Source organism: Pseudomonas sp. QD4, assembly GCF_049199125.1.
GTDB lineage: Bacteria > Pseudomonadota > Gammaproteobacteria > Pseudomonadales > Pseudomonadaceae > Aquipseudomonas.
In genome coordinates this window covers 1,168,057-1,192,170 of sequence record NZ_JBLZOM010000001.1, presented here as the reverse complement: position 1 = coordinate 1,192,170, position 24,114 = coordinate 1,168,057, and the positions used below count along the sequence as shown (strand labels likewise).

1 protein-coding gene and 1 pseudogene are annotated in these 24,114 nt (G+C 68.6%); both read left to right on the top strand.

What is annotated here, in order from left to right:
- Nucleotides 1-133: 133 nt before the first annotated feature.
- Nucleotides 134-9,433, top strand: a pseudogene (locus tag ACOZJV_RS05150) (amino acid adenylation domain-containing protein); the annotation flags it as partial.
- Entirely contained in the window at nucleotides 9,430-24,114 is a 14,685-nt protein-coding gene (locus tag ACOZJV_RS05145; protein ID WP_421547006.1) for an amino acid adenylation domain-containing protein, read from the top strand. The pseudogene ACOZJV_RS05150 and the gene ACOZJV_RS05145, both read left to right, overlap by 4 nt.

Genomic DNA, 24,114 nt, shown 5'->3' with positions numbered 1-24,114 from the left:
CCCCCGCCTCGGGCCTTGCCCCCCCATCCCCCCCCCCCCCCCCGGCGGGGCGGCCCCCCCCCCCCCCGGGGGGGGGGGGGGGGGGCCCGCCCGGGGGGGGGGGGGGGGGGGGGGGGCCCCCCCCCCCCCCCAGGACGCCGATGTGCTGGGCCAGTTGCAGCAGCGCTTCGACCCCCGGCATTACCGCCTCGACCTGGGGCAGGCTTCGATGATGCGCTTTGCCTACGCCCGGGACGAAGCCCATGACCGGTGGCTGGGCGTGTTGCTGCTGCACCATATCTTGCTCGACCACACCTCGTTGGCGGTGCTGGTGCAGGAAATGAGCGCCAGCCTCGGCGGCCAGGCTGGGCAGCTGGCGCCGCCGGTGCAGTACCGCAACTACGTGGCCCAGGCACGCCTGGGCGTCAGCCAGCACGCCCATGAAGCGTTCTTCCAGCAGATGCTCGGCGATATCCATGAGCCGACCCTGCCGTTCGGCCTGCAGGACGTGCAGGGCGACGGCAGTGGTGTCCAGGAGTCGCACCTGGCCCTGGAACCGGCCCTGTGCCGGGCCCTGCGCGAGCAGGCAAGGCGGCTCGGGGTGAGCGCCGCCAGCCTGGTGCACCTGGCCTGGGCCCAGGTGCTGGGTCAGGTTTCCGGTCAGGACGAGGTGGTGTTCGGCACCGTGCTCCTGGGGCGGATGCAGGGCGGCGAGGGCGCCGACCGGGCCCTGGGCATGTTTATCAATACCTTGCCGCTGCGGGTCAGCGTCGGTGCGCTGACGGTGCTCGACGGCGTGCGCGCGACCCATGAGCGGCTGGCGCAATTGCTTGGCCACGAGCACGCGCCGCTGTCCCTGGCCCAGCGTTGCAGCGGGGTGCCAGCGTCCACGCCGCTGTTCAGCACCTTGCTCAACTATCGCCACAGTGCGCCGGGCGCGGAGGCCGGCAACGGCCCTTCGGTGTGGGACGGGATCGAGGTGCTCAACGCCCGTGAGCGCAGCAACTACCCGCTGGTGCTTAACGTCGATGACCTCGGCGAACTGTTCGAACTGACGGTCCAGGCCCTGGCCGAGGTGGAAGGTGTGCGGATCGGCGAGTACATGCGCTGTGCCTTGCACAACCTGGTGCACGCCCTGGAGCAGGCCCCGGCCACGCCGTTGCAGCAGTTGTCGATTGTCGCCCCCGCCGAGCGCGAGCGGGTGCTGCACGGCTTCAATGCCACGGCCCGGGCCTACCCGGCGCAGCAGACCGTGCACGGGCTGTTCGAGGCCCAGGTGCAGGCCAACTCGCAAGCGGTGGCCGCGGTGCACGGCGAGCAGGTGCTCAGTTATGCCGAATTGAACCGGCGGGCCAACCGCCTGGCCCATGGGTTGTTGCAGATGGGCGTGCAGGCGGGGGACCGCGTGGCGATGCTATTGCCGCGTTCGGTGGGGTTGCTGGTCAGCCAGTTGGCCATCAGCAAATGCGCGGCGGTCTATGTGCCGCTGGACATCAACGCCCCAGCCGAGCGCCAGCTGTTTATCCTGGCGGACAGCGCGGCGCGGCTGTTGCTGACCCAGAGAACTGAAGCCCTGGCGTGCCCGACGCAGCGTATCGACCTGGACCGCCTCGACCTCGAACACCTGCCAAGCCACAACCCGGACCTGGCGCAGTCGTCCGAAAGCGCGGTGTACCTCATGTACACCTCGGGTTCCACCGGCACTCCCAAGGGCGTGCTGGTGCCGCACCGCGCGGTCAGCCGCCTGGTGCTGAACAACGGCTATGCCGATTTCACCCCGCAGGACCGAGTGGCCTTTGCCTCGAACCCGGCCTTTGACGCCAGCACCCTGGAAGTCTGGGCGCCCTTGCTCAATGGCGGGCGAGTGGTGGTGGTCGACCAGGACGTGGTGCTGTCCAGCCAGGCCCTGGGAGCGCTGCTGCAACAGCAGAAAGTCAGCGTGTTGTGGATGACCGCCGGCCTGTTCCAGCAGCATGCCGATGGCTTGCTCGGCGCGTTCCGCCAACTGCGCTACCTGATAGTCGGTGGCGATGTGCTGGACCCGAGCGTGATTGCCCGGGTGCTGGAACACGGCGCGCCCCGGCACCTGCTCAATGGCTACGGTCCGACCGAGGCCACGACTTTCTCCACCACCTTCGAGATCAAGGCCGTCGCCGCCGGTGGCATTCCCATTGGCCGGCCGATCGGCAACAGCCGCGCCTATGTGCTGGATGCCCGGCAGCAGCCGGTGGCGGTGGGCGTGGTCGGCGAGCTGTATATCGGCGGAGCGGGGGTGGCCCTGGGTTACCTCAACCAGCCGCAACTGACGGCGCAGATGTTTATCGCCGACCCCTTTGCCGACGCCCCTCAAGGCTTGATGTACCGCACCGGCGACCTGGCCTGCTGGCGCGCCGACGGCGTGCTGCTGTACCAGGGACGCAACGACCAGCAGGTCAAGCTGCGGGGCTTTCGCATCGAACTGGGAGAAATCGAAACCCGGATCGCGGCCTGTGCCGGGGTCAGGGAGGCGGCGTTGCTGGTGCGCGAAGACGCCCCGGGTGACAAGCGCCTGGTGGCGTACTGCACGCCGCAGGTGGCCGGCGAGGCCCTGGATATCGAGGCCTTGCACGGTGCCCTGCAAGGCCAGTTGCCGGACTACATGCTGCCGGCGGCCTATGTCCAGCTGGAACGGTTGCCGCTGACCGCCAACGGCAAGCTCGACCGCAAGGCCCTGCCGGCACCGGACGCTTCGGCGCTGCTGAGCCGGGCCTATGAAGCACCACTGGGTGAGGTCGAAATCACCCTGGCGCGGATCTGGGCCGAGGTGCTCAAGGTCGAGCAGGTGGGGCGCCATGATCACTTCTTCGAGCTGGGCGGGCACTCGCTGCTGGCGGTGAGCCTGATCGAACGCATGCGCCAGGTCGGCCTCAGCGCCGATGTGCGGGTACTGTTCAACCAGCCGACCCTGGCCGCCCTGGCGGCTGCGGTGGGCAGTGGGCGCGAGATCGAAGTCCCGGCCAACCGCATTGCCCTCGGTTGCCAGCGCATCACCCCGGATCTGCTGCCGCTGCTGGAACTGAGCCAGGAGGCCATCGACCTGATTGTCGCCAGCGTGCCTGGCGGTGCGGCCAATGTGCAGGACATCTACCCCTTGGCGCCCTTGCAGGAAGGGATTCTCTACCACCACATCAGCGCTGGGCAGGGTGACCCGTACCTGCTGCAATCGCGTCTGAGCTTCGACAGCCTGGAGCGCTTGCAGGCTTTTGCCGAGGCCTTGCAGCAGGTGATCGCGCGCCACGACATCCTGCGCACCAGCGTGCTCTGGGAAGGCCTGGAACACCCGGTGCAAGTGGTCTGGCGCCATGCCGAGCTGCATGTGCAGGCGCAGCAACTGGACCCGGCGGCGGGGGATATCGTCGAGCAATTGCAGGCGCGCTTCGATGCCCGGCACCACCGGCTGGACCTGGCCCAGGCGCCGCTGATGCGCCTGATTCATGCCGAGGACCCGCAGCATGGACGGGTGGTCAGCCTGCTGCTGTTCCACCACCTGGCCCTGGACCATACGGCGATGGAAGTGGTGGGCGCGGAAATGCGCGCGCTGCTGCTCAAGCAGCCCGGCGAGCTGGGCACGCCCATGCCGTACCGCAACTATGTGGCCCAGGCCCTGCTGGGGGCTGGGGAGCACGAACATGAGGCGTTTTTCCGCGACATGCTGGGGGACGTCGAAGAGCCGACCCTGCCATTTGGCCTGCAGGATGTGCAGGGCGATGGCCTGGATATCGACGAGGCGCACTGGCCATTGCCGGCGGCGCTGAGCCAGCGTCTGCGGGAGCAGGCGCGCACGCTGGGGGTGAGCGCCGCCAGCCTGATGCACCTGGCCTGGGCCCAGGTCCTGGGCCGGCTTTGCGACCGCGAGGACGTGGTGTTCGGCACCGTGCTGATGGGCCGCATGCAGGGCGGCGAGGGCGCTGACCGCGCCCTGGGGGTGTTTATCAATACCTTGCCGCTGCGGGTGACATTGGGCGAAACCGGCGTCCGTGACGGCGTGCGCGCCGTGCACCGGCGCTTGAGCGCACTGCTCGGTCACGAGCACGCGTCCCTGGCCCTGGCCCAGCGTTGCAGCCGGGTGGCAGTGAGTGCGCCGCTGTTCAGTGCCTTGCTCAACTACCGCCACAGCGCCCACGACGGGCTGCATGACGAGCAGGCGCCGTGGGCCGGCATCGAGCTGCTGGGGGGCGAAGAGCGCAGCAACTACCCCCTGAGCCTGAGTGTCGATGACCTGGGCCAGGGCTTTGCCTTGAGCGTGCTGGCGGTGGCGCACCTGGAGCCACAGCGCATCTGCGGCTATATGCACACGGCATTGGAGCACCTGGCCCAGGCCCTGGAGCAAAACCCGGGGCTGGCGCTGAACCGCCTGCCGATTCTGCCCGAGGCCGAGCGCCGGCAGTTGCTGGAAACCTTCAACGCCAATCGCCGGCATTACCCGCGCGGGCAGACCCTTCATGGCCTGTTCGAAGCCCGGGTTGCCGAGACTCCCGATGCGCTGGCCATGATCCAGGGCCCGCAGCAATTGAGCTATCGCCAATTGAACCAGCAGGCCAATCAACTGGCCCGGCATCTGCTGGAGCTGGGGGTGCAGCCGGACGATCGGGTGGCGATCTGCGTGCGGCGCGGCCCGGCGATGCTGGTGGGGATGCTGGGGATTCTCAAGGCCGGCGCCGCTTATGTGCCCCTGGACCCGGCGCTGCCGAGGGAGCGCCTGCGCTACCTGCTGGAAGACAGCGCGCCCCTGGCGTTAGTGACTCAGGGCGCACTGCTTGGGCAATTGCCGACCCTGGAGCTGCCGCTGATCGATCTGGACCAGTCGGCCTGGCACAACCCGGCGCTGGCCAATCCGCAGCTGGCACAACTGACCCCGGCGCACCTGGCCTATGTCATCTACACCTCGGGTTCCACCGGTTTGCCCAAGGGCGTGATGGTGGAGCACCGGACCCTGGAAAACCTCGTGCACTGGCATAACCAGGCCTTTGACCAGCACTCGGGCAGCCAGGTGTCCAGCGTCGCCGGCTTCGGTTTCGATGCCATGGCCTGGGAAGTCTGGCCGGCCCTGTGCGTCGGCGCGACCCTGCACCTGCCGCCGCCGGACGTCGGCAATGAAAACATCGAGCAGTTGCTGGCCTGGTGGCAGGCGCAGCCGCTGACAGTGAGCTTTCTGCCGACGCCGGTGGCCGAATACGCCTTCAGCCAACACCTGCACCATCCGACCCTGAAGACCCTGCTGATCGGCGGCGACCGCCTGCGCCAATTCCCCCGGGCCCAGAGCTTTGCGGTTATCAACAACTACGGCCCCACCGAAGCCACGGTGGTCGCCACCTCGGGCGCGGTGCAGGTCGGGCAGGCGTTGCATATCGGCACGCCCATGGCCAACGCCCGGGTCTACCTGCTGGACCGCCAGCAGCGGCCGGTGCCGGTGGGCGTGGCCGGCGAGCTGTATGTCGGCGGCGCCGGGGTTGCCCGGGGCTACCTGAACCGTCCGCAAATGACCGCCGAACGCTTCCTCGCCGACCCCTTCAGTCGCGAGCCCCAGGCGCGCATGTACCGCACCGGCGACCTGGCGCGCTGGCAGGCCGACGGCACCCTCGACTACCTGGGACGCAACGATGACCAGGTGAAAATCCGCGGCATGCGCATCGAGCTGGGGGAAATCGAAAGCGCCCTGGCGCGTCACCCTGGCCTCAACGAAGCGGTGGTGCTGGCGCGCCAGGATGAGTCGGGGCAGAGCCGACTGGTGGCGTATTTCACCGCCGCCGAGGGCCTGGATATCGAAGCGCTGCGGAGCGGGCTGCAAGCCAGCCTGCCCGGGCATATGGTGCCGCTGGCCTATGTGCAGTTGCCGGCCCTGCCGCTGACGGCCAACGGCAAACTGGACCGCAAGGCATTGCCGGAGCCGGCTGCGCAGCATCTGCTGAGCCGTGAGTACCAGGCTCCCCAGGGCACCGTGGAAATGGCCCTGGCGCAGATCTGGCAGGAGGTGCTCAAGGTCGAGCAAGTGGGGCGTCATGACCACTTCTTCGAGCTGGGCGGGCATTCGCTGCTGGCGGTGAGCCTGATCGAGCGCATGCGCCAGGCCGGCCTCGGCGCCGATGTGCGAGTGCTGTTCAGCCAGCCGACCCTGGCCGCCCTGGCGGCTGCGGTGGGCAGCGGGCGCGAGGTGCAAGTGCCGGACAACCTGATCCCGGGCGCTTGCCCGCGCATCACCCCGGACATGCTGCCCCTGGTCGAACTCGACCAGGCCACCCTCGATGGCTTGCTGGAGCGGGTCCCGGGCGGCGCCGCGAATGTGCAGGACATCTACCCCCTGGCGCCGTTGCAAGAAGGCATTCTCTACCACCACATCACTGCCCGGCAGGGCGATCCGTACCTGTTGCAATCCCATATGGCGTTTGCCGACCGGGCGCTGTTCACGGCCTTTACCCAGGCCCTGCAACAGGTGATCGCGCGGCACGATATCTTGCGCACCGGGGTGTTCTGGGAAGGCTTGCAGCAACCGCTGCAAGTGGTGCTGCGCAATGCCGAGCTGGTGGTGCACGAGGAACGGCTGGACCCGGCCGCCGGGGATATTCTTGGCCAGTTGCACGGGCTTTGCGATGCGCGCCATCACCGTATGGACATCACCCGGGCGCCGCTGATGCGGGTGCATATGGCCCAGGACCCGGTCCAGGGACGAATCGTCGCGGTGGTGCTGTTCCATCACCTGGCCCTGGACCACACCGCCATGGACGTGGTCGGCCATGAGCTGCGGGCCTTCCTGCAGGGCCAGGGCCAGAACCTGGGGACGCCGGTGCCGTATCGCAACTATGTGGCCCAGGCGCGCCTGGGTGTCAGCGAGCAGGAACACGAGGCGTTCTTCCGCGACATGCTGGGGGACGTCGACGAGCCAACCCTGCCGTTCGACCTGCAGGACGTGCAGGGCGACGGCGGCGATATCGAAGAGCGCAGCCAGGCCCTGCCCAGTGCCCTCAGCGCCCGTCTGCGGCATCAGGCGCGGTTGCTCGGGGTCAGTGCCGCGAGCCTGTTCCACCTGGCCTGGGCCCGGGTGCTGGGCGCCACGTCCGGCAAGCAGGCGGTGGTCTTCGGCACGGTGCTGCTGGGACGGATGCAGGGCGGCGAGGGCGCGGACCGGGCCCTGGGCATGTTTATCAATACCCTGCCGCTGCGGGTCGAGATCGACGCTACCGGGGTGCGTGACGGGGTTCGCGCCACCCATCGCCGGCTCAGTGCCTTGCTTGGTCATGAACACGCGTCCCTGGCCCTGGCCCAGCGGTGCAGCGGGGTGGCGGCGCCGCTGCCGCTGTTCAGCGCCATGCTCAACTACCGCCATAGCCAGGACAGCAGCGCACCCACGGCGCCACCGGCATCGGCCCACGGGATCGAGACCCTGGCCGGCGAGGAGCGCACCAACTACCCCCTGAGCCTGAACGTGGATGATCGCGGCGAAGGCTTCAGCCTGACCGCCATGACCCCGGCGCGGATCGGCGCGCAACGCATCTGCGGTTATATGCAGACGGCCCTCGAATCCCTGGCCGATGCCCTGGAGCGGGCGCCGGACATGGCCCTGAACCGCTTGCCGATCCTCACCGGCGCCGAGCGTCAGCACCTGCTGCTGGAGCTCAACGCCACCGAGGTCGCCTATCCCCTGAACCAGACCCTGCACGGGCTGTTCGAGGCCCAGGTCGAGCGTAGCCCGCAGGCCCCGGCGCTGCTGGCCGGCGGGCAACAGTTGAGCTATCGCCAGCTCAACCTGCGGGCCAATCAGCTGGCCCATCACCTGCGGCGCCAGGGCGTGGGCCCGGACACCCGGGTGGCGATCTGCGTCGAGCGCGGGCTGGAAATGGTCATCGGCCTGCTGGCGATTCTCAAGGCCGGCGGCGCCTATGTGCCGATCGACCCGAGCTACCCGGCAGAACGTATCGCCTACATGCTCGAAGACAGCGCGCCGGTGGTGGTACTGGTGCAAGCCGCGACGCAGCCGCTGGTGACGGCAGGGCTCGCTCCGTTGCTGGTCCTGGACCAGCCGCTGTGGCCGGCCGAGGCCCTGGACAACCCGCAGCTGCCTGAGCTGCACGCCGGGCACCTGGCCTACGTGATCTACACCTCGGGCTCCACCGGGCAACCCAAGGGGGTGATGAACGAGCACGGGGCGGTGGTCAATCGCCTGCTGTGGATGCAGCAGGCCTATGGCCTGACGGCGGCGGACGCGGTGTTGCAGAAGACTCCGTTCAGCTTCGACGTCTCGGTCTGGGAGTTCTTCTGGCCGCTGCTGACCGGCGCGCGCCTGGTGATGGCGCGCCCTGAGGGGCACAAGGACCCGGCCTACCTGTGTCAGGTGATCCAGGCCGAGGGCATCAGCACCGTGCATTTTGTGCCGTCGATGCTCGACCTGTTCCTGGCCCACGGCGCAGCGCAGTCGTGCCGCGCCCTGGTCCGGGTGCTGTGCAGCGGCGAGGCGCTGCCGGGGAGTCTGGTGCGGCGCTTCAAGCAGCAGTTGCCGGGCAGCGAGTTGCACAACCTCTACGGGCCGACCGAAGCCGCCGTGGATGTGACGGCCTGGAACTGCGCCGGTCCCCTGGAGCAGACCCCGGACAACACGCCGATCGGCAAACCCATCGCCAACACCCGCCTGTACCTGCTCGACGAGCAGATGCAGCCGGTGCCCCAGGGCGTGGTGGGCGAGCTGTATATCGGCGGGGTGCAGGTGGCCCGGGGTTATCTGAACCGTGGGCAGTTGAACGCCGAACGGTTCCTGGTGGACCCGTTCAGCCCCCTGGACAACGCCCGGATGTACCGCACCGGCGATGTGGCCCGCTACCGCGCCGACGGCAATATCGAGTACCTGGGGCGCAACGATGATCAGGTCAAGTTGCGGGGCCTGCGCATCGAACTCGGGGAGATCCAGGCCCGCCTGACTCAGTTGCCCGAGGTTAGGGAGGCCGTGGTCCTGGCCCGGGAAGACGTGCCGGGGGACAAGCGTCTGGTGGCCTATTACAGCACCCACGAGACCGGCTCGCGGCTGGAGGTCGAGGCCCTGCGCGGGGAGCTGTTGCAGCACCTGCCGGAGTACATGGTACCGGCGCTGTATGTGCATCTACAGGCCTTGCCCCTGAGCCCCAACGGCAAGCTAGACCGTAAGGCGCTGCCGGCCCCGGGGCTGGAGGCGGCCATCGTCCGTGAGTACGAGGCACCCCAGGGTGACACCGAAATCCTCCTCGCCAGGCTCTGGGCGCAATTGCTCAACGTGGAACGGGTGGGGCGCCACGACAACTTCTTCGAGTTGGGTGGGCACTCGCTATTGGCCGTGAGCCTGATCGGCCGGCTGCATCAGGAAGGCATGGAAGCCGATGTCAGGGCCTTGTTCGAACATCCGACCCTGGCCGGGTACGCGGCAATTACCGAAAGAATGGAGATCGTCCTGTGAGCGTGATCGAACTGTTGGCAACACTGAAGGCAAAAGACATCCAGCTCGCGGTGCGCGATGAGCAACTGATTGTCCAGGGCAATCGCCAGGCGCTGACCGAACCTGCGGTGATCGCCCAGTTGCGCGAGTACAAGCCGCTGCTGATCGAGATGATCCGCTCGGGGCAGTACTCGGCGCCCAGGTCCGGCCAGGTCGAGGTGCCGCCGAACGGCATTCTGCCCGGTAGCCGCCATATCACGCCGGACATGCTGACCCTGGTGCAGCTGGACCCGGCGACCCTGGAGCGGGTGCTCGCCAGTGTCCCGGGCGGTGCGGCCAACGTGCAGGACATCTACCCCCTGGCGCCCTTGCAGGAGGGCATTCTCTACCACCATGCCAGTGCCGGGCAGGGCGACCCCTATGTGATGCAGGCGCATTTCGCCTTTGACCACCTGCAACGCTTGCAGGACTTTGCCCAGGCCTTGCAGGGGGTGATCGAACGCCATGACATCCTGCGCACGGCGGTACTCTGGGAAGGCCTGGAAACGCCGCTGCAAGTGGTCTGGCGCCAGGCCACGCTGGCGTTGCAGGCCGTGCCGCTGGCGGCAGCCGACGGCGATATTCTCCAGCAGTTGCACCAGCGCTTCGACGCCCGTCACTACCGCCTGGACGTGACCCAGGCGCCACTGATCCGCCTGGCCTATGCCGAAGACCCGGCCAACCGGCGGATCGTCGCCGTGCTGCTGTTTCACCATATGGCCCTGGACCACAGCGCCCTCGACGTGGTGCGCCAGGAGATGTGTGCCTTGCTCCTGGGCCAGGGCCATGTGCTGGGCCCGGCGGTGCCGTTTCGCAACTACGTGGCCCAGGCCCGGCTGGGCATGAGCGAGGAGGAGCACGAGGCATTCTTCCGCCAGATGCTCGGCGATATCGACGAGCCGACCCTGCCGTTCGGCCTGCACGATGTACAGGGCGATGGCAGTGCCATCGACGAATTCAGCCTGCCCCTGGAACCGGCCCTGTGCCAGCGCCTGCGAACCCAGGCGCGGTTGCTCGGGGTGAGCACCGCGAGCCTGTTCCACACCGCCTGGGCCCAGGTGCTGGGGGCGCTGTCGGGCAAGCGCAAGGTGGTGTTCGGCACGGTGCTGATGGGGCGCATGCAGGGCGGTGGCGACAACGACCGGGCCCTGGGCATGTTTATCAATACCTTGCCGTTCCGCTTCGACCTGGACGCCAGCGCCGTGCAGGACGCCGTCAAGGCGGCCCACGGACGGCTCACCACCTTGCTCCGGCATGAACATGCGCCACTGGCCCTGGCCCAGCGTTGTAGCGCGGTCGCGGCCCCGGCGCCGCTGTTCAGCAGCCTGCTCAACTACCGCCACAGCGCGCCGCCCAGTGCCAATCTGGTCGCGGCGTGGCAGGGCATCTCCAGCCTCGACTCCGAGGAGCGCACCAACTACCCCCTGACCATGAGCGTCGATGACCTGGGTCAGGGGTTTGCCCTGACCTTGCTGGCCAGCCGCGAGGTCGATCCGCAGCGGGTTTGCGACTACTTGCGCACGGCCTTGGAAAACCTCGCGCAGGCCCTGGAGCAGGCGCCGCAGGGGGCACTGAACCTGTTGTCGGTCCTGCCTGGCGCCGAGCGCGAGCACCTGCTGCAAGGCTTGAATGGCAACCGGGTCGACTACCCGCAAGGGCTGAGCATCGGCCAGCGGGTCGCGGCCCGCGCTGCCGAGCAGGCGGATGCCGTGGCGGCGCTGTACCAGGGGCAGCCACTGACCTATGGCGAACTCAATCGCCGGGCCAATACCCTGGCCCGGCGCCTGCTGGACCTGGGTGTGCAGCCCGATGACCGGGTGGCGGTGATCGCCCGGCGCGGCCTCGACACCCTGGCCGGCCTGCTGGCGGTGCTCAAGGCCGGAGCCTGTTATGTGCCGATCGACCCGGCCCAGCCCCTGGAGCGCCTGAGCTACCTGCTCGATGACTGCACCCCGGTGGCGGTGCTGGCCCAGGCCGGGCTGCGGCAGCGCTTGCCGGCCCTGTCCGTGCCGCTGATCGAGCTTGAGGACGGCGCCGCGGCAGGGGTGGCGTTCGCCGATCCGCCACTGGCGAATTTGACCGCGCAGCACCTGGCCTATGTGATCTACACCTCCGGTTCCACCGGCCTGCCCAAGGGGGTGATGGTCGAGCATCGGACCCTGGGCAACCTGGTGGACTGGCACAACCAGGCCTTCGACCTGGGCCCTGGGCGGCAAACGTCGAGCCTGGCCGGCTTTGGTTTTGACGCCATGGCCTGGGAAATCTGGCCGGCGCTGTGTGCCGGCGCGACCCTGCATCTGCCGCCCGCCCGGGACGGCAACGAAGACCTGGACGAGCTGCTGACGTGGTGGCGCGCCCAGCCGCTGGACGTGAGCTTTCTGCCGACCCCGGTGGCCGAGTACGCCTTCAGCCAGAACCTGGGGCACCCGACCCTGCGCACCCTGTTGATCGGTGGCGACCGCCTGCGGCATTTCTCCAGGGATCCGGGGTTTGCAGTGATCAATAACTACGGCCCGACCGAAGCCACGGTGGTGGCGACCTCGGGTCGGATCGAACCGGGCCAGGTCCTGCCGATCGGCAAGCCCATGACCAATGCCCGGGTCTACCTGTTGGACGAGCAGCAACGCCCGGTGCCCCTGGGGGTGGCGGGGGAGCTGTATGTGGGCGGGGCCGGGGTCGCCCGGGGTTACCTCAACCGCCCCGAATTGAGCGCCGAGCGCTTTATGCACGACCCCTTCAGCCGCGAGCCCCGGGCGCGCATGTACCGCAGCGGCGACCTGGCGCGCTGGCTGGCGGATGGCAGCCTGGAGTACCTGGGGCGTAATGACGATCAGGTCAAGGTGCGCGGCATGCGCATCGAGCTGGGGGAAATCGAAAACCGCCTCAACCAATTGCCCGGAGTACGCGAAGCGGTGGTGCTGGCCCGGGAAGATGAACCCGGCCAGCCACGGCTGGTGGCCTACTTCACCGAGCAGCCGGCAGTCGAGGCGCTGGTGCCGGCCGAGTTGCGCAGCCACCTGCTGGCGCACCTGCCGGAGTACATGGTGCCGGTGGCCTACGTCAGGCTCGACGCATTGCCGCTGACCGCCAACGGCAAGCTGGACCGCCGGGCCCTGCCCAAACCCGACCGGGCGGCGACCTTCAGCCGCGGGTATGAGGCGCCTCAGGGCGAGCTCGAAACCACCCTGGCGCAGATCTGGGCCGAGGTGCTGCAGGTGGAGCAGGTGGGACGCGGCGATCACTTTTTCGAGCTGGGCGGCCATTCATTGCTGGCGATGCGCATGGTGTCCCAGGTGCGCCTGCAACTGGGCGTGGAGCTGGCCCTGGGCGAGCTGTTTGCCAACCCCGAACTGGCGGCCGTGGCCCAGGTCCTGGCCCGGGCCGGACGCAGCGCGCTGCCACCGATACTGGCGGTGCCTCGGGACGCACCGCTGCCGCTGTCCTTTGCCCAGCAACGGCTGTGGTTTATCGGGCAGATGCAGGGGCTGGCGAGCGCCTACAACATTCCGGTGGCCCTGGGCCTGCGTGGGCGCCTGGATGCCGATGCGCTGCAACGGGCCCTGGCGCGGATCGTCGCGCGCCATGAAAGCCTGCGCAGCCGCTTTATCCTGGAACACGATGAGCCCCGGGTGCAGATCACCCCGGCCGAGGCCGGTTTCCAGTTGCATTACCAGGACCTGCGCGGCCAGCCGGCGGCATTGCAGGAGCAGGTGCGGGGCCACGGCGCGCAGGCCTTCGACCTGCAGCAGGGGCCACTGATTCGTGGGCAACTGCTGCACCTGGCAGACGAGCATCACGTGCTGCTGTTAGCCCTGCACCATATCGTCGCCGATGGCTGGTCGATGGGCGTGCTGACCCGGGAGCTGGTGGCGCTGTATGCGGCCTTCAGCCAGGGCCGGGACGACCCGTTGCCGCCCCTGGCCTTGCAGTACGGCGATTTTGCCCTGTGGCAACGGCGCTGGCTCAGCGGCGAGTTGCTGCTCAGGCAAAGTGCCTACTGGCAGCAGGCCCTGGCCGGCGCCCCGGCCTTGTTGCTGCTGCCCACCGACCGGCCCCGTCCGCCGCAGCAGGCGTATGCCGGGGGCTGTGTCGAGGTCGCGCTGGACCCGCAGTTGAGCGCCGGGCTGCAAGCCCTGAGCCAGCGCCATGGCTGCACCCTGTACATGACCCTGCTGGCAGGCTGGAGCCTGCTGCTGAGCAAGCTCTCGGGGCAGGACGACCTGGTGATCGGTTCGCCGGTGGCCAACCGCACACGGGCCGAGGTCGAAGGCCTGATCGGCCTGTTCGTCAACACCCTGGCGCTGCGCATCGAGGTGGCGCCGGAGCACAGCGTCGAGACGCTGCTGGCCCAGGTCAGGGATGTGACCCTGCAGGCCCAGGCCCATCAGGACCTGCCGTTCGAACAGGTGGTGGAGTTGACCCGGCCGCAGCGCAGCCTGTCCCACAGCCCGTTGTTCCAGAACATGCTGGCCTGGGACAGCGGCTCGGGCCCGGGCCTGGCCCAGGCCATGAGTGAATTGCATCTGCAGCTGGAAGCGGTCAGCGGCGGCGAGCACGTGGCCAAGTTCGACCTGAGCCTGACCCTGGGCCTGAGCGAGGGGCGGATTTGCGGTTCCCTGGTGTACGCCACGGCCTTGTTCGAGCACCGGACCCTAGAGCGTTACCTGGGGTATTTCGAGGTCGTGTTGCAGGCCATGGTGGCCAACGACCAGCGCCCCCTCGGGCAGATCAGCCTGCTCGACCCCGAGGCCCGGGCGCAGGTGCTGCAAGGATTCAACCCGGCACCGGTGGCGTTTGCCCAGGGGCAGACCCTGCATGGGCGGTTCGAGGCCCAGGCGGCACGCACCCCGCAAGCGCTGGCGTTGCAGGTCGGCGAGCAGCAACTGAGCTACCGCGAACTCAACGAGCGCGCCAACCAGTTGGCCCATCACCTGCGCGAACAGGGCGTAGGGCCGGATTCGCGGGTGGCGATCTGCGTCGAACGCGGGCTGGGCATGGTCGTCGGCCTGTTGGCGATCCTCAAGGCTGGTGGCGCTTACGTGCCCCTCGACCCGAGCCTCCCCGGGCAACGCCTGGCCTGGCTGCTGGAGGATTGCGCGCCGGCGGCGGTGCTGGTCGAGCCCGCCACGCTCGGCTTGCTGGGTGAGAGGGCGCTGCCGCTGATCAATCTCGATCAGCGCTGGCTGCAACCCTCGACCAACCCCCAGGTGCCCGGGCTGACCGCGCAGCACCTGGTGTATGTGATCTACACCTCGGGTTCCACCGGCTTGCCCAAGGGCGTGATGCTTGAGCACCACAGCCTGCTCAACCTGGTGGACTGGCATAACCAGGCTTTCGCCCAGGGCCCGGGCAGCCACACCAGCAGCGTCGCCGGTTTCGGCTTTGACGCCATGGCCTGGGAGGTCTGGCCGGCGCTGTGCGTCGGCGCCACCCTGCACCTGCCGCCGGCCGGGATCGGCAGCGGCAACCTCGATCAACTGCTGGACTGGTGGCGCGGGCAGCCGCTGGACGTCAGCTTCCTGCCGACCCCGGTGGCGGAATACGCCTTCGCCCAGGCGCTGGGCCACCCGACCCTGCGCACCCTGTTGATCGGCGGTGACCGCCTGCGCCAGTTCACCCGGGACCAGCGCTTCAAGGTGATCAACAACTACGGGCCGACCGAAGCCGCAGTGGTGGCGACCTCCGGCCCGATCGAAGCCGGAGGGCCCCTGCACATCGGAACGCCCATCGCCAACGCCCGGGTGTACCTGCTGGATGAACAGCGGCGGCCGGTGCCGGTCGGCGTGGCCGGTGAGCTGTACGTCGGCGGGGCCGGGGTGGCGCGGGGTTACCTGCACCGTCCCGAGCTGACGGCCGAGCGCTTTGTCGACGACCCGTTCACGGCCACGCCCGGCGCGCGCATGTACCGCAGCGGTGACCTGGCGCGCTGGCTGGCCGATGGCAGCCTCGACTACCTGGGGCGCAACGACGATCAGGTGAAGATCCGCGGGGTGCGCATCGAACTGGGCGAGATCGAAACCCGCCTCAACGCTTACCCGGGGGTCAAGGAAGCGCTGCTGCTGGCCCGTGAAGACCAGCCCGGGCAGGCCCGGCTGGTGGCGTATTTCACCGCCCTCGACCCCAGCGCCGCGCCGCAGCCGGGCGAATTGCGCGGCCACCTGCTAACCCATTTGCCGGAGTACATGGTGCCGGTGGCCTATGTGCGCCTGGACGCACTGCCGCTGACCGCCAACGGCAAGCTCGACCGGCGGGCCTTGCCGGCGCCGGACCTGGCGGCGCTGTTCAGCCGCGACTACGAGGCGCCGCAAGGCCCCCTGGAAACCGGGCTGGCGCAGATCTGGGCCGACTTGCTGCAGGTCGAGCGGGTCGGACGTCGCGATCACTTCTTCGAGCTGGGCGGGCATTCGCTGCTGGCGATGCGCATGGTGTCCCAGGTGCGCCTGCAACTGGGCCTGGAACTGGCCCTGAGCGACCTGTTTGCCAACCCGGAACTGGCCGCCGTGGCCCAGGCCCTGGCCCAGGCGCGTCCCGACAGCCTGCCACCGATTGTGGCGCAGAGCACCGAGGGGCATTTGCCGTTGTCGTTCGCTCAGCAGCGCCTGTGGTTCCTGGCCCAGATCGAGGGCGCCGGCAGCGCCTACAACATTCCCCTGGGCCTGAGGCTGCGCGGGCCGCTGGACGTGGCCGCGCTGACTCAGGCCCTGGAAGGCATCGTGCGGCGCCACGAGGTCCTGCGCAGTCGCTTTGTGCAGGTCGAGGATCAGCCGCAGGTGTTGATTGCCGCCGCCGAGGGCCTGTTGAGCCTCGGCCGGCACGACCTGAGTGCGGATCCCCAGGCCTTGCAGGCCCTGGTGCAAGGCGAGGCGGCACAGCCATTTGACCTGGCCCGGGGGCCGCTGATTCGCGGGCACCTGGCGCAGCTCGGCGCCGAGCACCATGTGCTGCTGCTGACCCTGCACCACAGCGTCGCCGATGGCTGGTCGATGGGGGTGCTGACCCGTGAGCTGATGGCGTTGTACGCGGCCTTCAGCCAGGGCCAGGGCGACCCGTTGCCGCCCCTGGCGGTGCAGTACAGCGACTTTGCGCTCTGGCAGCGGCGCTGGCTCGGCGGTGAGCGCCTGCAGCAACAAAGCGCCTATTGGCAGCAGGCCCTGGCCGGTGCCCCGGCCTTGCTCAGCCTGCCCACTGACCGCCCGCGCCCTGCGCAGCAAGACTATGCCGGGGGCAGTGTCGAGCTGCGCCTAGACCCGGGCCTGACCGAGCAACTCAAGGCCCTGAGCCGATGCCACGGCAGCACCCTGTACATGACCTTGCTTGCCGGCTGGGGCGCCTTGCTCGGTCGCCTGGCCGGGCAGGCCGAGGTGGTGATCGGGTCCCCGGTGGCCAACCGCACGCGGGCCGAGGTCGAGGGGCTGATCGGCCTGTTCGTCAACACCCTGGCCCTGCGCATCGAGCTGCCGCCCGGGTTGAGCGTCGCGGCCTTGCTGGCCCAGGTCAGGGACCGGGTCGTGCAAGCCCAGGAGCACCAGGACCTGCCGTTCGAGCAGGTGGTGGAGATCACCCGGCCGCAGCGCAGCCTGTCCCACAGCCCGCTGTTCCAGAGCATGTTGTCCTGGGACGGCCAGCCCGGTGCCGCCCTGGCGCTGGATGCCCTGCAACTGGAGGTGCTGGAGGGCGGCGAGACCTTCGCCAAGTTCGACCTGGCCTTGAACCTGGGTGAAGCCCAGGGGCAGATTGTCGGCTCCCTGGTGTATGCCTCGGCCTTGTTCGATGGGAGCACCATCGAGCGCTATGCCGGTTACTTCCAGCGCCTGTTGCGGGCCATGGTCGCCGATGACCAGGGGCTGCTGGAGCAATTGCCGCTGCTTGAGCCGCACCAGCGCGAGCAATTGCTGGTGGGGTTCAACGCGACCCAGGTAGCGTTCGACCTGGAACAGAGTATCCACGGCCTGTTCGAGGCCCAGGTGCAACGCAGCCCCGATGCGCCGGCCCTGGTGACCGAGGGCGGGCAGCTGAGCTATCGCCAGCTCAATGCCCGGGCCAACCAGTTGGCCCGGCACCTGCGCGAGCAAGGTGTGGGCCCGGATACGCGGGTGGCGATCTGCGTCGAGCGCGGGCTGGAGATGGTCATCGGCCTGCTGGCAATCCTCAAGGCCGGCGGCGGTTACGTGCCGATCGACCCGGGTTACCCGGCGGAACGCATCGCCTACATGCTTGCAGACAGCGCGCCGGTGGCCCTGTTGCTGCACGGCGCGACTAGGCACCTGCTGCCTGAGGTGGCGGCGCCGCTGATCGACCTCGATCAGCCACTGTGGAATCACCAACCGCACGATGATCTAGCGGTGCCCGGGTCGAGCCCGCGCAACCTGGCGTACGTGATCTACACCTCCGGCTCCACCGGCCAACCCAAGGGCGTGATCAACGAACACCGGGCCCTGGTCAACCGCCTGCTGTGGATGCAGCAGGCCTACTGCCTGACGGCGGCGGACGCGGTGTTGCAGAAAACCCCGTTCAGCTTCGACGTCTCGGTGTGGGAGTTCTTCTGGCCGCTGATGACCGGTGCGCGGCTGGTCATGGCGCGCCCGGACGGGCACAAGGATCCGCTGTACCTGAGCCAGGTGATCCAGGCCGAGGGCATCAGCACCGTGCATTTTGTGCCGTCGATGCTCGATGTGTTCCTGGCCCAGGGGCAGGCCGCCCGTTGCACTGGACTGCTGCGGGTGATCTGCAGTGGCGAGGCGCTGCCGGGGAGCCTGGTGCGGCGCTTCAAGGGCCAGTTGCCGGGCAGTGAGTTGCATAACCTGTATGGCCCGACCGAGGCTGCGGTAGACGTTAGCGCCTGGAACTGCGCCGGCCCCCTGGAGCAGACCCCGGACAACACGCCGATCGGCAAGCCGATCGCCAACACCTGCCTGTATGTGCTCGATGGGCAGTTGCAGCCGGTGCCGCTGGGGGTTACCGGTGAGCTGTATATCGGCGGGGTGCAGGTGGCGCGGGGTTACCTGAATCGGCCGCAACTCAACGCCGAGCGCTTTGTGCACGATCCTTTCAGCCGCGAACCCGAGGCGCGCCTGTACCGCACCGGGGATGTGGCCCGTTACCTGGCCGACGGCAACCTGGAGTACCTGGGGCGTAACGATGACCAGGTGAAAATCCGCGGCCTGCGTATCGAACTGGGGGAAATCCAGGCGCGCCTGACCCAGTTGCCCGGGATCAAGGAGGCGGTGGTCCTGGCCCGGGAGGACGTGCCGGGGGACAAGCGCCTGGTGGCTTATTGCACCACCGCTGACGCCAGCCAGCGGCTGGACATCGAACAACTGCGCAGCCAGTTGCTGCTGCACCTGCCGGAGTACATGGTGCCGGTGCTGTTCGTGCACCTGCAGGCCTTGCCCCTGAGCCCCAACGGCAAGCTTGAGCGCAAGGCCCTGCCGGCGCCGGGCCTGGAGTCGATGCAGGCGCGGCCTTATGAAGCGCCCATCGGCGCTACCGAAACCCTGTTGGCCGGGCTCTGGGCCGAGCTGCTGAATGTGCAGCGGGTCGGGCGCCATGACCACTTCTTCGAACTGGGCGGGCATTCGCTGCTGGCGATCACCCTGATCGGGCGCATGCGCCGGGCCGGGCTGACGGCGGATGTGCGGGTGCTGTTCGGCCAGCCGACCCTGGCGGCCCTGGCCGCGGCCGTGGGCGAAGGCCGCGAAGTCGAGGTGCCGGCCAACCTGATTGACCCCGATTGCCCACGCATCACTCCACAATTGCTGCCGCTGTTGAACCTGGAGCAGGAGGCGATTGACCGGATCGTCGCCAACATCCCGGGCGGCGTGGCCAACGTGCAGGACATCTACCCCCTGGCGCCGCTCCAGGCGGGGATCCTGTATCACCATATCCTCTCCAGCCAGGGTGATCCGTACCTGCTGCAGGCGCAGTTCGCCTTTGACAGTCAGGAGCGGCTGCAGGCCTTTACCCAGGCCTTGCAGGCGGTGATCGAGCGCAACGATATCCTGCGCACCGCGGTGTTCTGGGACGGGCTCGAAGAGCCGGTGCAAGTGGTGCTGCGCCAGGCCGGGCTGCAGGTGCAGGAACTGCGGGTCAGGGCCAGCGGCGGCGAGGTGCTGGAGCAATTGCTGACCCGCTTCGACCCGCGGCATTTCCGCCTGGACCTGGCCCAGGCGCCGCTGCTGCGCCTGTACCACGCCTGGGACAAGCGTCAGCAGCGGGTGGTGGCCTTGCTGCTGTTTCATCACTTGGTCATGGACCATGTGGGCCTTGAGGTGTTGCAGCAGGAAGTCCAGGCCTGCCTGCTCGACCAGCGCGAGCAACTGGCGCCGGCGGTGCCGTACCGCAACTACGTGGCCCAGACCCGCCTGGGCATGGGCGAGCAGGAACACGAGGCGTTCTTTCGCGACATGCTCGGCGATATCGACGAACCGACCCTGCCGTTCGGCCTGGCCCAGGTCCAGGGTGACGGCCGGGATATCGAAGAAGCCCGCCTGGCCTTGGGCGCACCCTTGAACCAGCGCCTGCGCAACCAGGCCCGGCAGTTGGGGGTGAGCGCCGCGAGCCTGGTGCACCTGGCCTGGGCCCAGGTACTGGGCGCGGTCTCGGGCCAGGAGCACGCGGTGTTCGGCAGCGTGCTGTTTGGCCGGATGCAGGGCGGCGAGGGCGCCGAGCGGGCCCTGGGGGTGTTTATCAATACCTTGCCGCTGCGGGTCGACCTTGGCGAGCAAGGCGTACGTGCCGCGGTGCTGGCGACCCATGCCCGGCTCGCCCGGTTGCTGGCCCATGAGCACGCGCCCCTGGCCCTGGCCCAGCGTTGCAGCGGGGTGGCGCCGCCGACCCCGTTGTTCAGCGCGCTGCTCAACTACCGCCACAGCGCGGTGGCGACGGCGCCATCGGCGGCGGCCGGGGCGGCCTGGCACGGCATGCATCTGCTCAAGGCCGAGGAGCGCAGCAACTACCTGCTGACCCTGAGCGTGGACGACCTGGGCAGTGACTTTGTACTCAGCGCCATGGCGGCTACCGGCATCGGCGCGCAGCGGGTCTGCACCTATATGCAGACCGCCCTGGACAATCTGGTGCAGGCCCTGGAGCAGACGCCGCAGCAGGCCATCGGCCAGCTGTCGATTCTCTCGGCGCAGGAGCGCCAACAATTGCTGGTGCAGTTCAACGCCAGCGACCGCGACGTGCACCACGACCAGACCGTGCACCGGCTGTTCGAGGCCCAGGCCCAGACCCGTCCGCAGGCAGTGGCGGCGGTGCAGGGCGGGCAATCCATGAGCTACCACGAGCTCAACCGGCGGGCCAACCAGTTGGCGCACCGCTTGCTCGACCTGGGTGTGCAGCCGGGAGACAACGTGGCGCTGCTGCTGCCGCGTTCGTTTGAACTGTTGCTTGGCCAACTGGCGATCAACAAGTGCGCGGCGGTCTATGTGCCGCTGGACATCAACGCTCCGGCCGAGCGCCTGGGTTTTATGCTCGACGACTGCCAGGCGGTGCTGTTGCTGACCCGGGGCGAGCCGCTGCTGCAACACCCGGTGCCGCGCCTGGACCTGCTGCAAGCGGGCCTCGATGGCTGGCCGAGCCAGGACCCGCAGTTGCCGCAATCGTCCGAAGCGGTGGCGTACATCATGTACACCTCCGGCTCCACTGGCACCCCCAAGGGCGTGCTGGTGCCGCACCGCGCCATCGTGCGCCTGGTGCGCGACAACGGTTACGCCGATTTCAACCCCCTGGACCGGCTGGCGTTTGTCTCCAACCCGGCGTTCGACGCCAGCACCATGGAGGTCTGGGGCGCCTTGCTCAACGGTGGCCAGGTGCTGGTGATCGAGCATCAGACCCTGCTCGAACCCGAGGTCTTCGGCCGGGCCCTGGTGGACTCGGGGGCGACCGTGCTGTTTCTCACCACGTCGTTGTTCAACCAGTATGTGCAACTGATTCCCGAGGCCCTCAAGGGCCTGCGCATGCTGTTGTGCGGCGGTGAGCGCGCCGACCCGGGGGCCTTTCGCCGCTTGCTGGAGCAGGCCCCGGACCTGCGTCTGGTGCACTGCTACGGTCCTACCGAAACCACCACTTTTGCCACCACCTTTGAGGTTCGGGCGCTGGCGGCGGATGCCGACAGCGTGGCCGTGGGCGTGCCGATCGCCAACACCCGGGTGTATGTCCTGGATCGCAGCCGACAACCGGTGCCGCTGGGGGCGGTAGGGGAGATCTACATCGGCGGCCAGGGCGTGGCCAGGGGTTACCTGAACCGCCCGCAACTGACCGCCGAAAAGTTTGTGCACGACCCTTTTGTCGAGCAGCCCGGGCGCCTGATGTACCGCACCGGCGACCTGGGTCGCTGGCTGGGCGAGGGGCGGCTGGAGTGCATCGGTCGCAACGACGATCAGGTCAAGCTGCGGGGTTTCCGCATCGAACTGGGCGAAATCGAAACCCGGCTCGCCGCATGCCCCGGGGTCAGGGAAGCGGCGGTGCTGGTGCGCGAGGTCGGCCCGGGGGACAAGCGCCTGGTGGCCTATTACACCCGTCACGCCACGGCCGCCACGGCGGACAGCGAAGGGTTGCGCGTCGCATTGCAGAGCCAGTTGCCGGACTACATGGTGCCCTCGGCCTATGTGCTGCTCGAGCACCTGCCGCTGACCGCCAACGGCAAGCTGGACCGCAAGGCCCTGCCTGCGCCCGAGCTGCAAGCCCTGGCCGGACGGGCCTATGAGGCGCCGATCACGGCCCTGGAGCAGAGCCTGGCGCGGGTCTGGGCCGAGGTCCTGCACGTGCCGCAGGTCGGTCGCCATGACAGCTTTTTCGAGCTGGGCGGGCACTCGCTGCTGGCGATCCGCCTGCTCAACCGCATGCAGCAGGAAGGGTTGAAAGTGACCCTGGCCGAGTTGTTCCAGCATGCCAGCGTCGAGTCGATTGCCACCTTGCTCGGCCAGCGCACGGCAGTGCCGGACGACCAGCAGAGCGTGATCGAAGTGCGTGCCGGTGGCAGCCAGCCGCCGTTGTTCCTGGTGCATGAGTTCAGCGGCATGGACCTGTACTTCCCGGTGCTGGGGCGGCATATCGAGGGCGATTTCCCGATCTACGGCTTGCCCGGGATCGCCTTGCAGTACCCGCAATTGCACACCCTGGAGGGCCTGGCCGCGCGCCTGGTACGGCTGATCCGCTCGGTGCAGGCCGAGGGGCCGTACCGCCTGGCCGGTTGGTCGTTTGGCGGGGTGCTGGCGTATGAGGTCGCCCTGCAATTGCAGGGGCAGGACCAGGTGGTGCAGTTCCTTGGCCTGATCGACAGCTACATGCCGCGCCTGACCGATCAGGGCAAGGCCCGCTGGAATGGGCCGCACGCCCTCAAGCGTCACCTGCTGCTGCAATGCGAAAGCCACTGGACGGTCCAGGGTGTGCCCGGCGAGGCGGCCCTGGAGCGGGTCCGGCAGTTGGGCATGGAGCTTGAACAGCATGACTTTGCTTCACTGCTCCAGGCCTGCCGTGAGCGCCAGGTGCTCAACCCGCAGTTGCTGGAAACCCCGGCCAGCGACCTGGAACGCTTCCTGGCGCGGGAAGTGGCCCACGGGCATGCCATGGCCCATTACGCCCTGCATCCGATCGCGCTGCCGGTGCATCTGTTCTGTGCCCGGGAACGCCCGACCGAGCTGGCGCGGCGCAGTACCAGCCTGGGCTGGGGCGACGTCCTGGGGCCGCGCTTGCAGGCGGTCAGTGTGCCGGGAGATCACCTGAGCATGATGCAGGCGCCCCATGTCCAGACCCTGGGGCAGGCGATCAGTGCGGCCATGGCGGCCGCGGCCCCCGAGGCTTTGGCGCCGCACCAGCCGCTGCTGAGTATCCAGACCGGTCGCCCCGGGCAGGCACCGATTTTCTGCGTGCCGGGGGCAGGCGATAGCGTGACCGGATTTATCGGCCTGACCGATGCCCTGGGGCCGGACTGGCCGCTGTTCGGCCTGCAGCCACGGGGCCTGGATGGGCAATGGCCGCCCCACAGTCAGGTGGAGAGCGCTGCCGAGCACGGGCTGTCGGCGCTGGAGCAAGTGTGTCCGGAGGGGCCGCTGCATCTGGTCGGCCATTCCTTCGGCGGCTGGGTGGCCTATGCCCTGGCCGCCCGCCTGCAGGCCCGCGGGCGCACGGTGGCGTCCCTGACCCTGATCGACAGCGAAGCGCCCGGCGGCAATGGCGGGGTGGCCAGGCCGTACACCGCGACGGCGGTCCTGGAGCGCCTGATCGAGGCCTTGCAGCTGGCGTCGGGCAAATCCCTGGGCATCGAGCCGGTGGCGTTTGCCGCCGCAGACGACCCGACCCAACTGCGCCTGCTGCACGCGGGCATGGTGCGGGTCGGCCAGCTGTCGCCCCGTTCAACCCCCGAGGCGATCTACGGCACGGTGCGCACCTTTGGCGCGGCGCTGCGCACGGTCTATCAGCCACACCTGCTGTACCGGGGGCCGGTGCGCCTGGTGCTGGCCGAGGACCCAGCCCTGGACAGCGCCAGCAACCTGCTGGAGCAGGAGGCGATGATCCGCGGCTGGCGCCAGTACGTCGAACCGCTGTCGGTGTGGCATGGCCCGGGCAACCATTTCAGCATCCTCAAGGCGCCCGACGTCTACAGCCTTGCGGCCTGGTGGCATGAAGGGCTGGCGCTGGCGGTGGGCGAGGGGGTGTCGTGA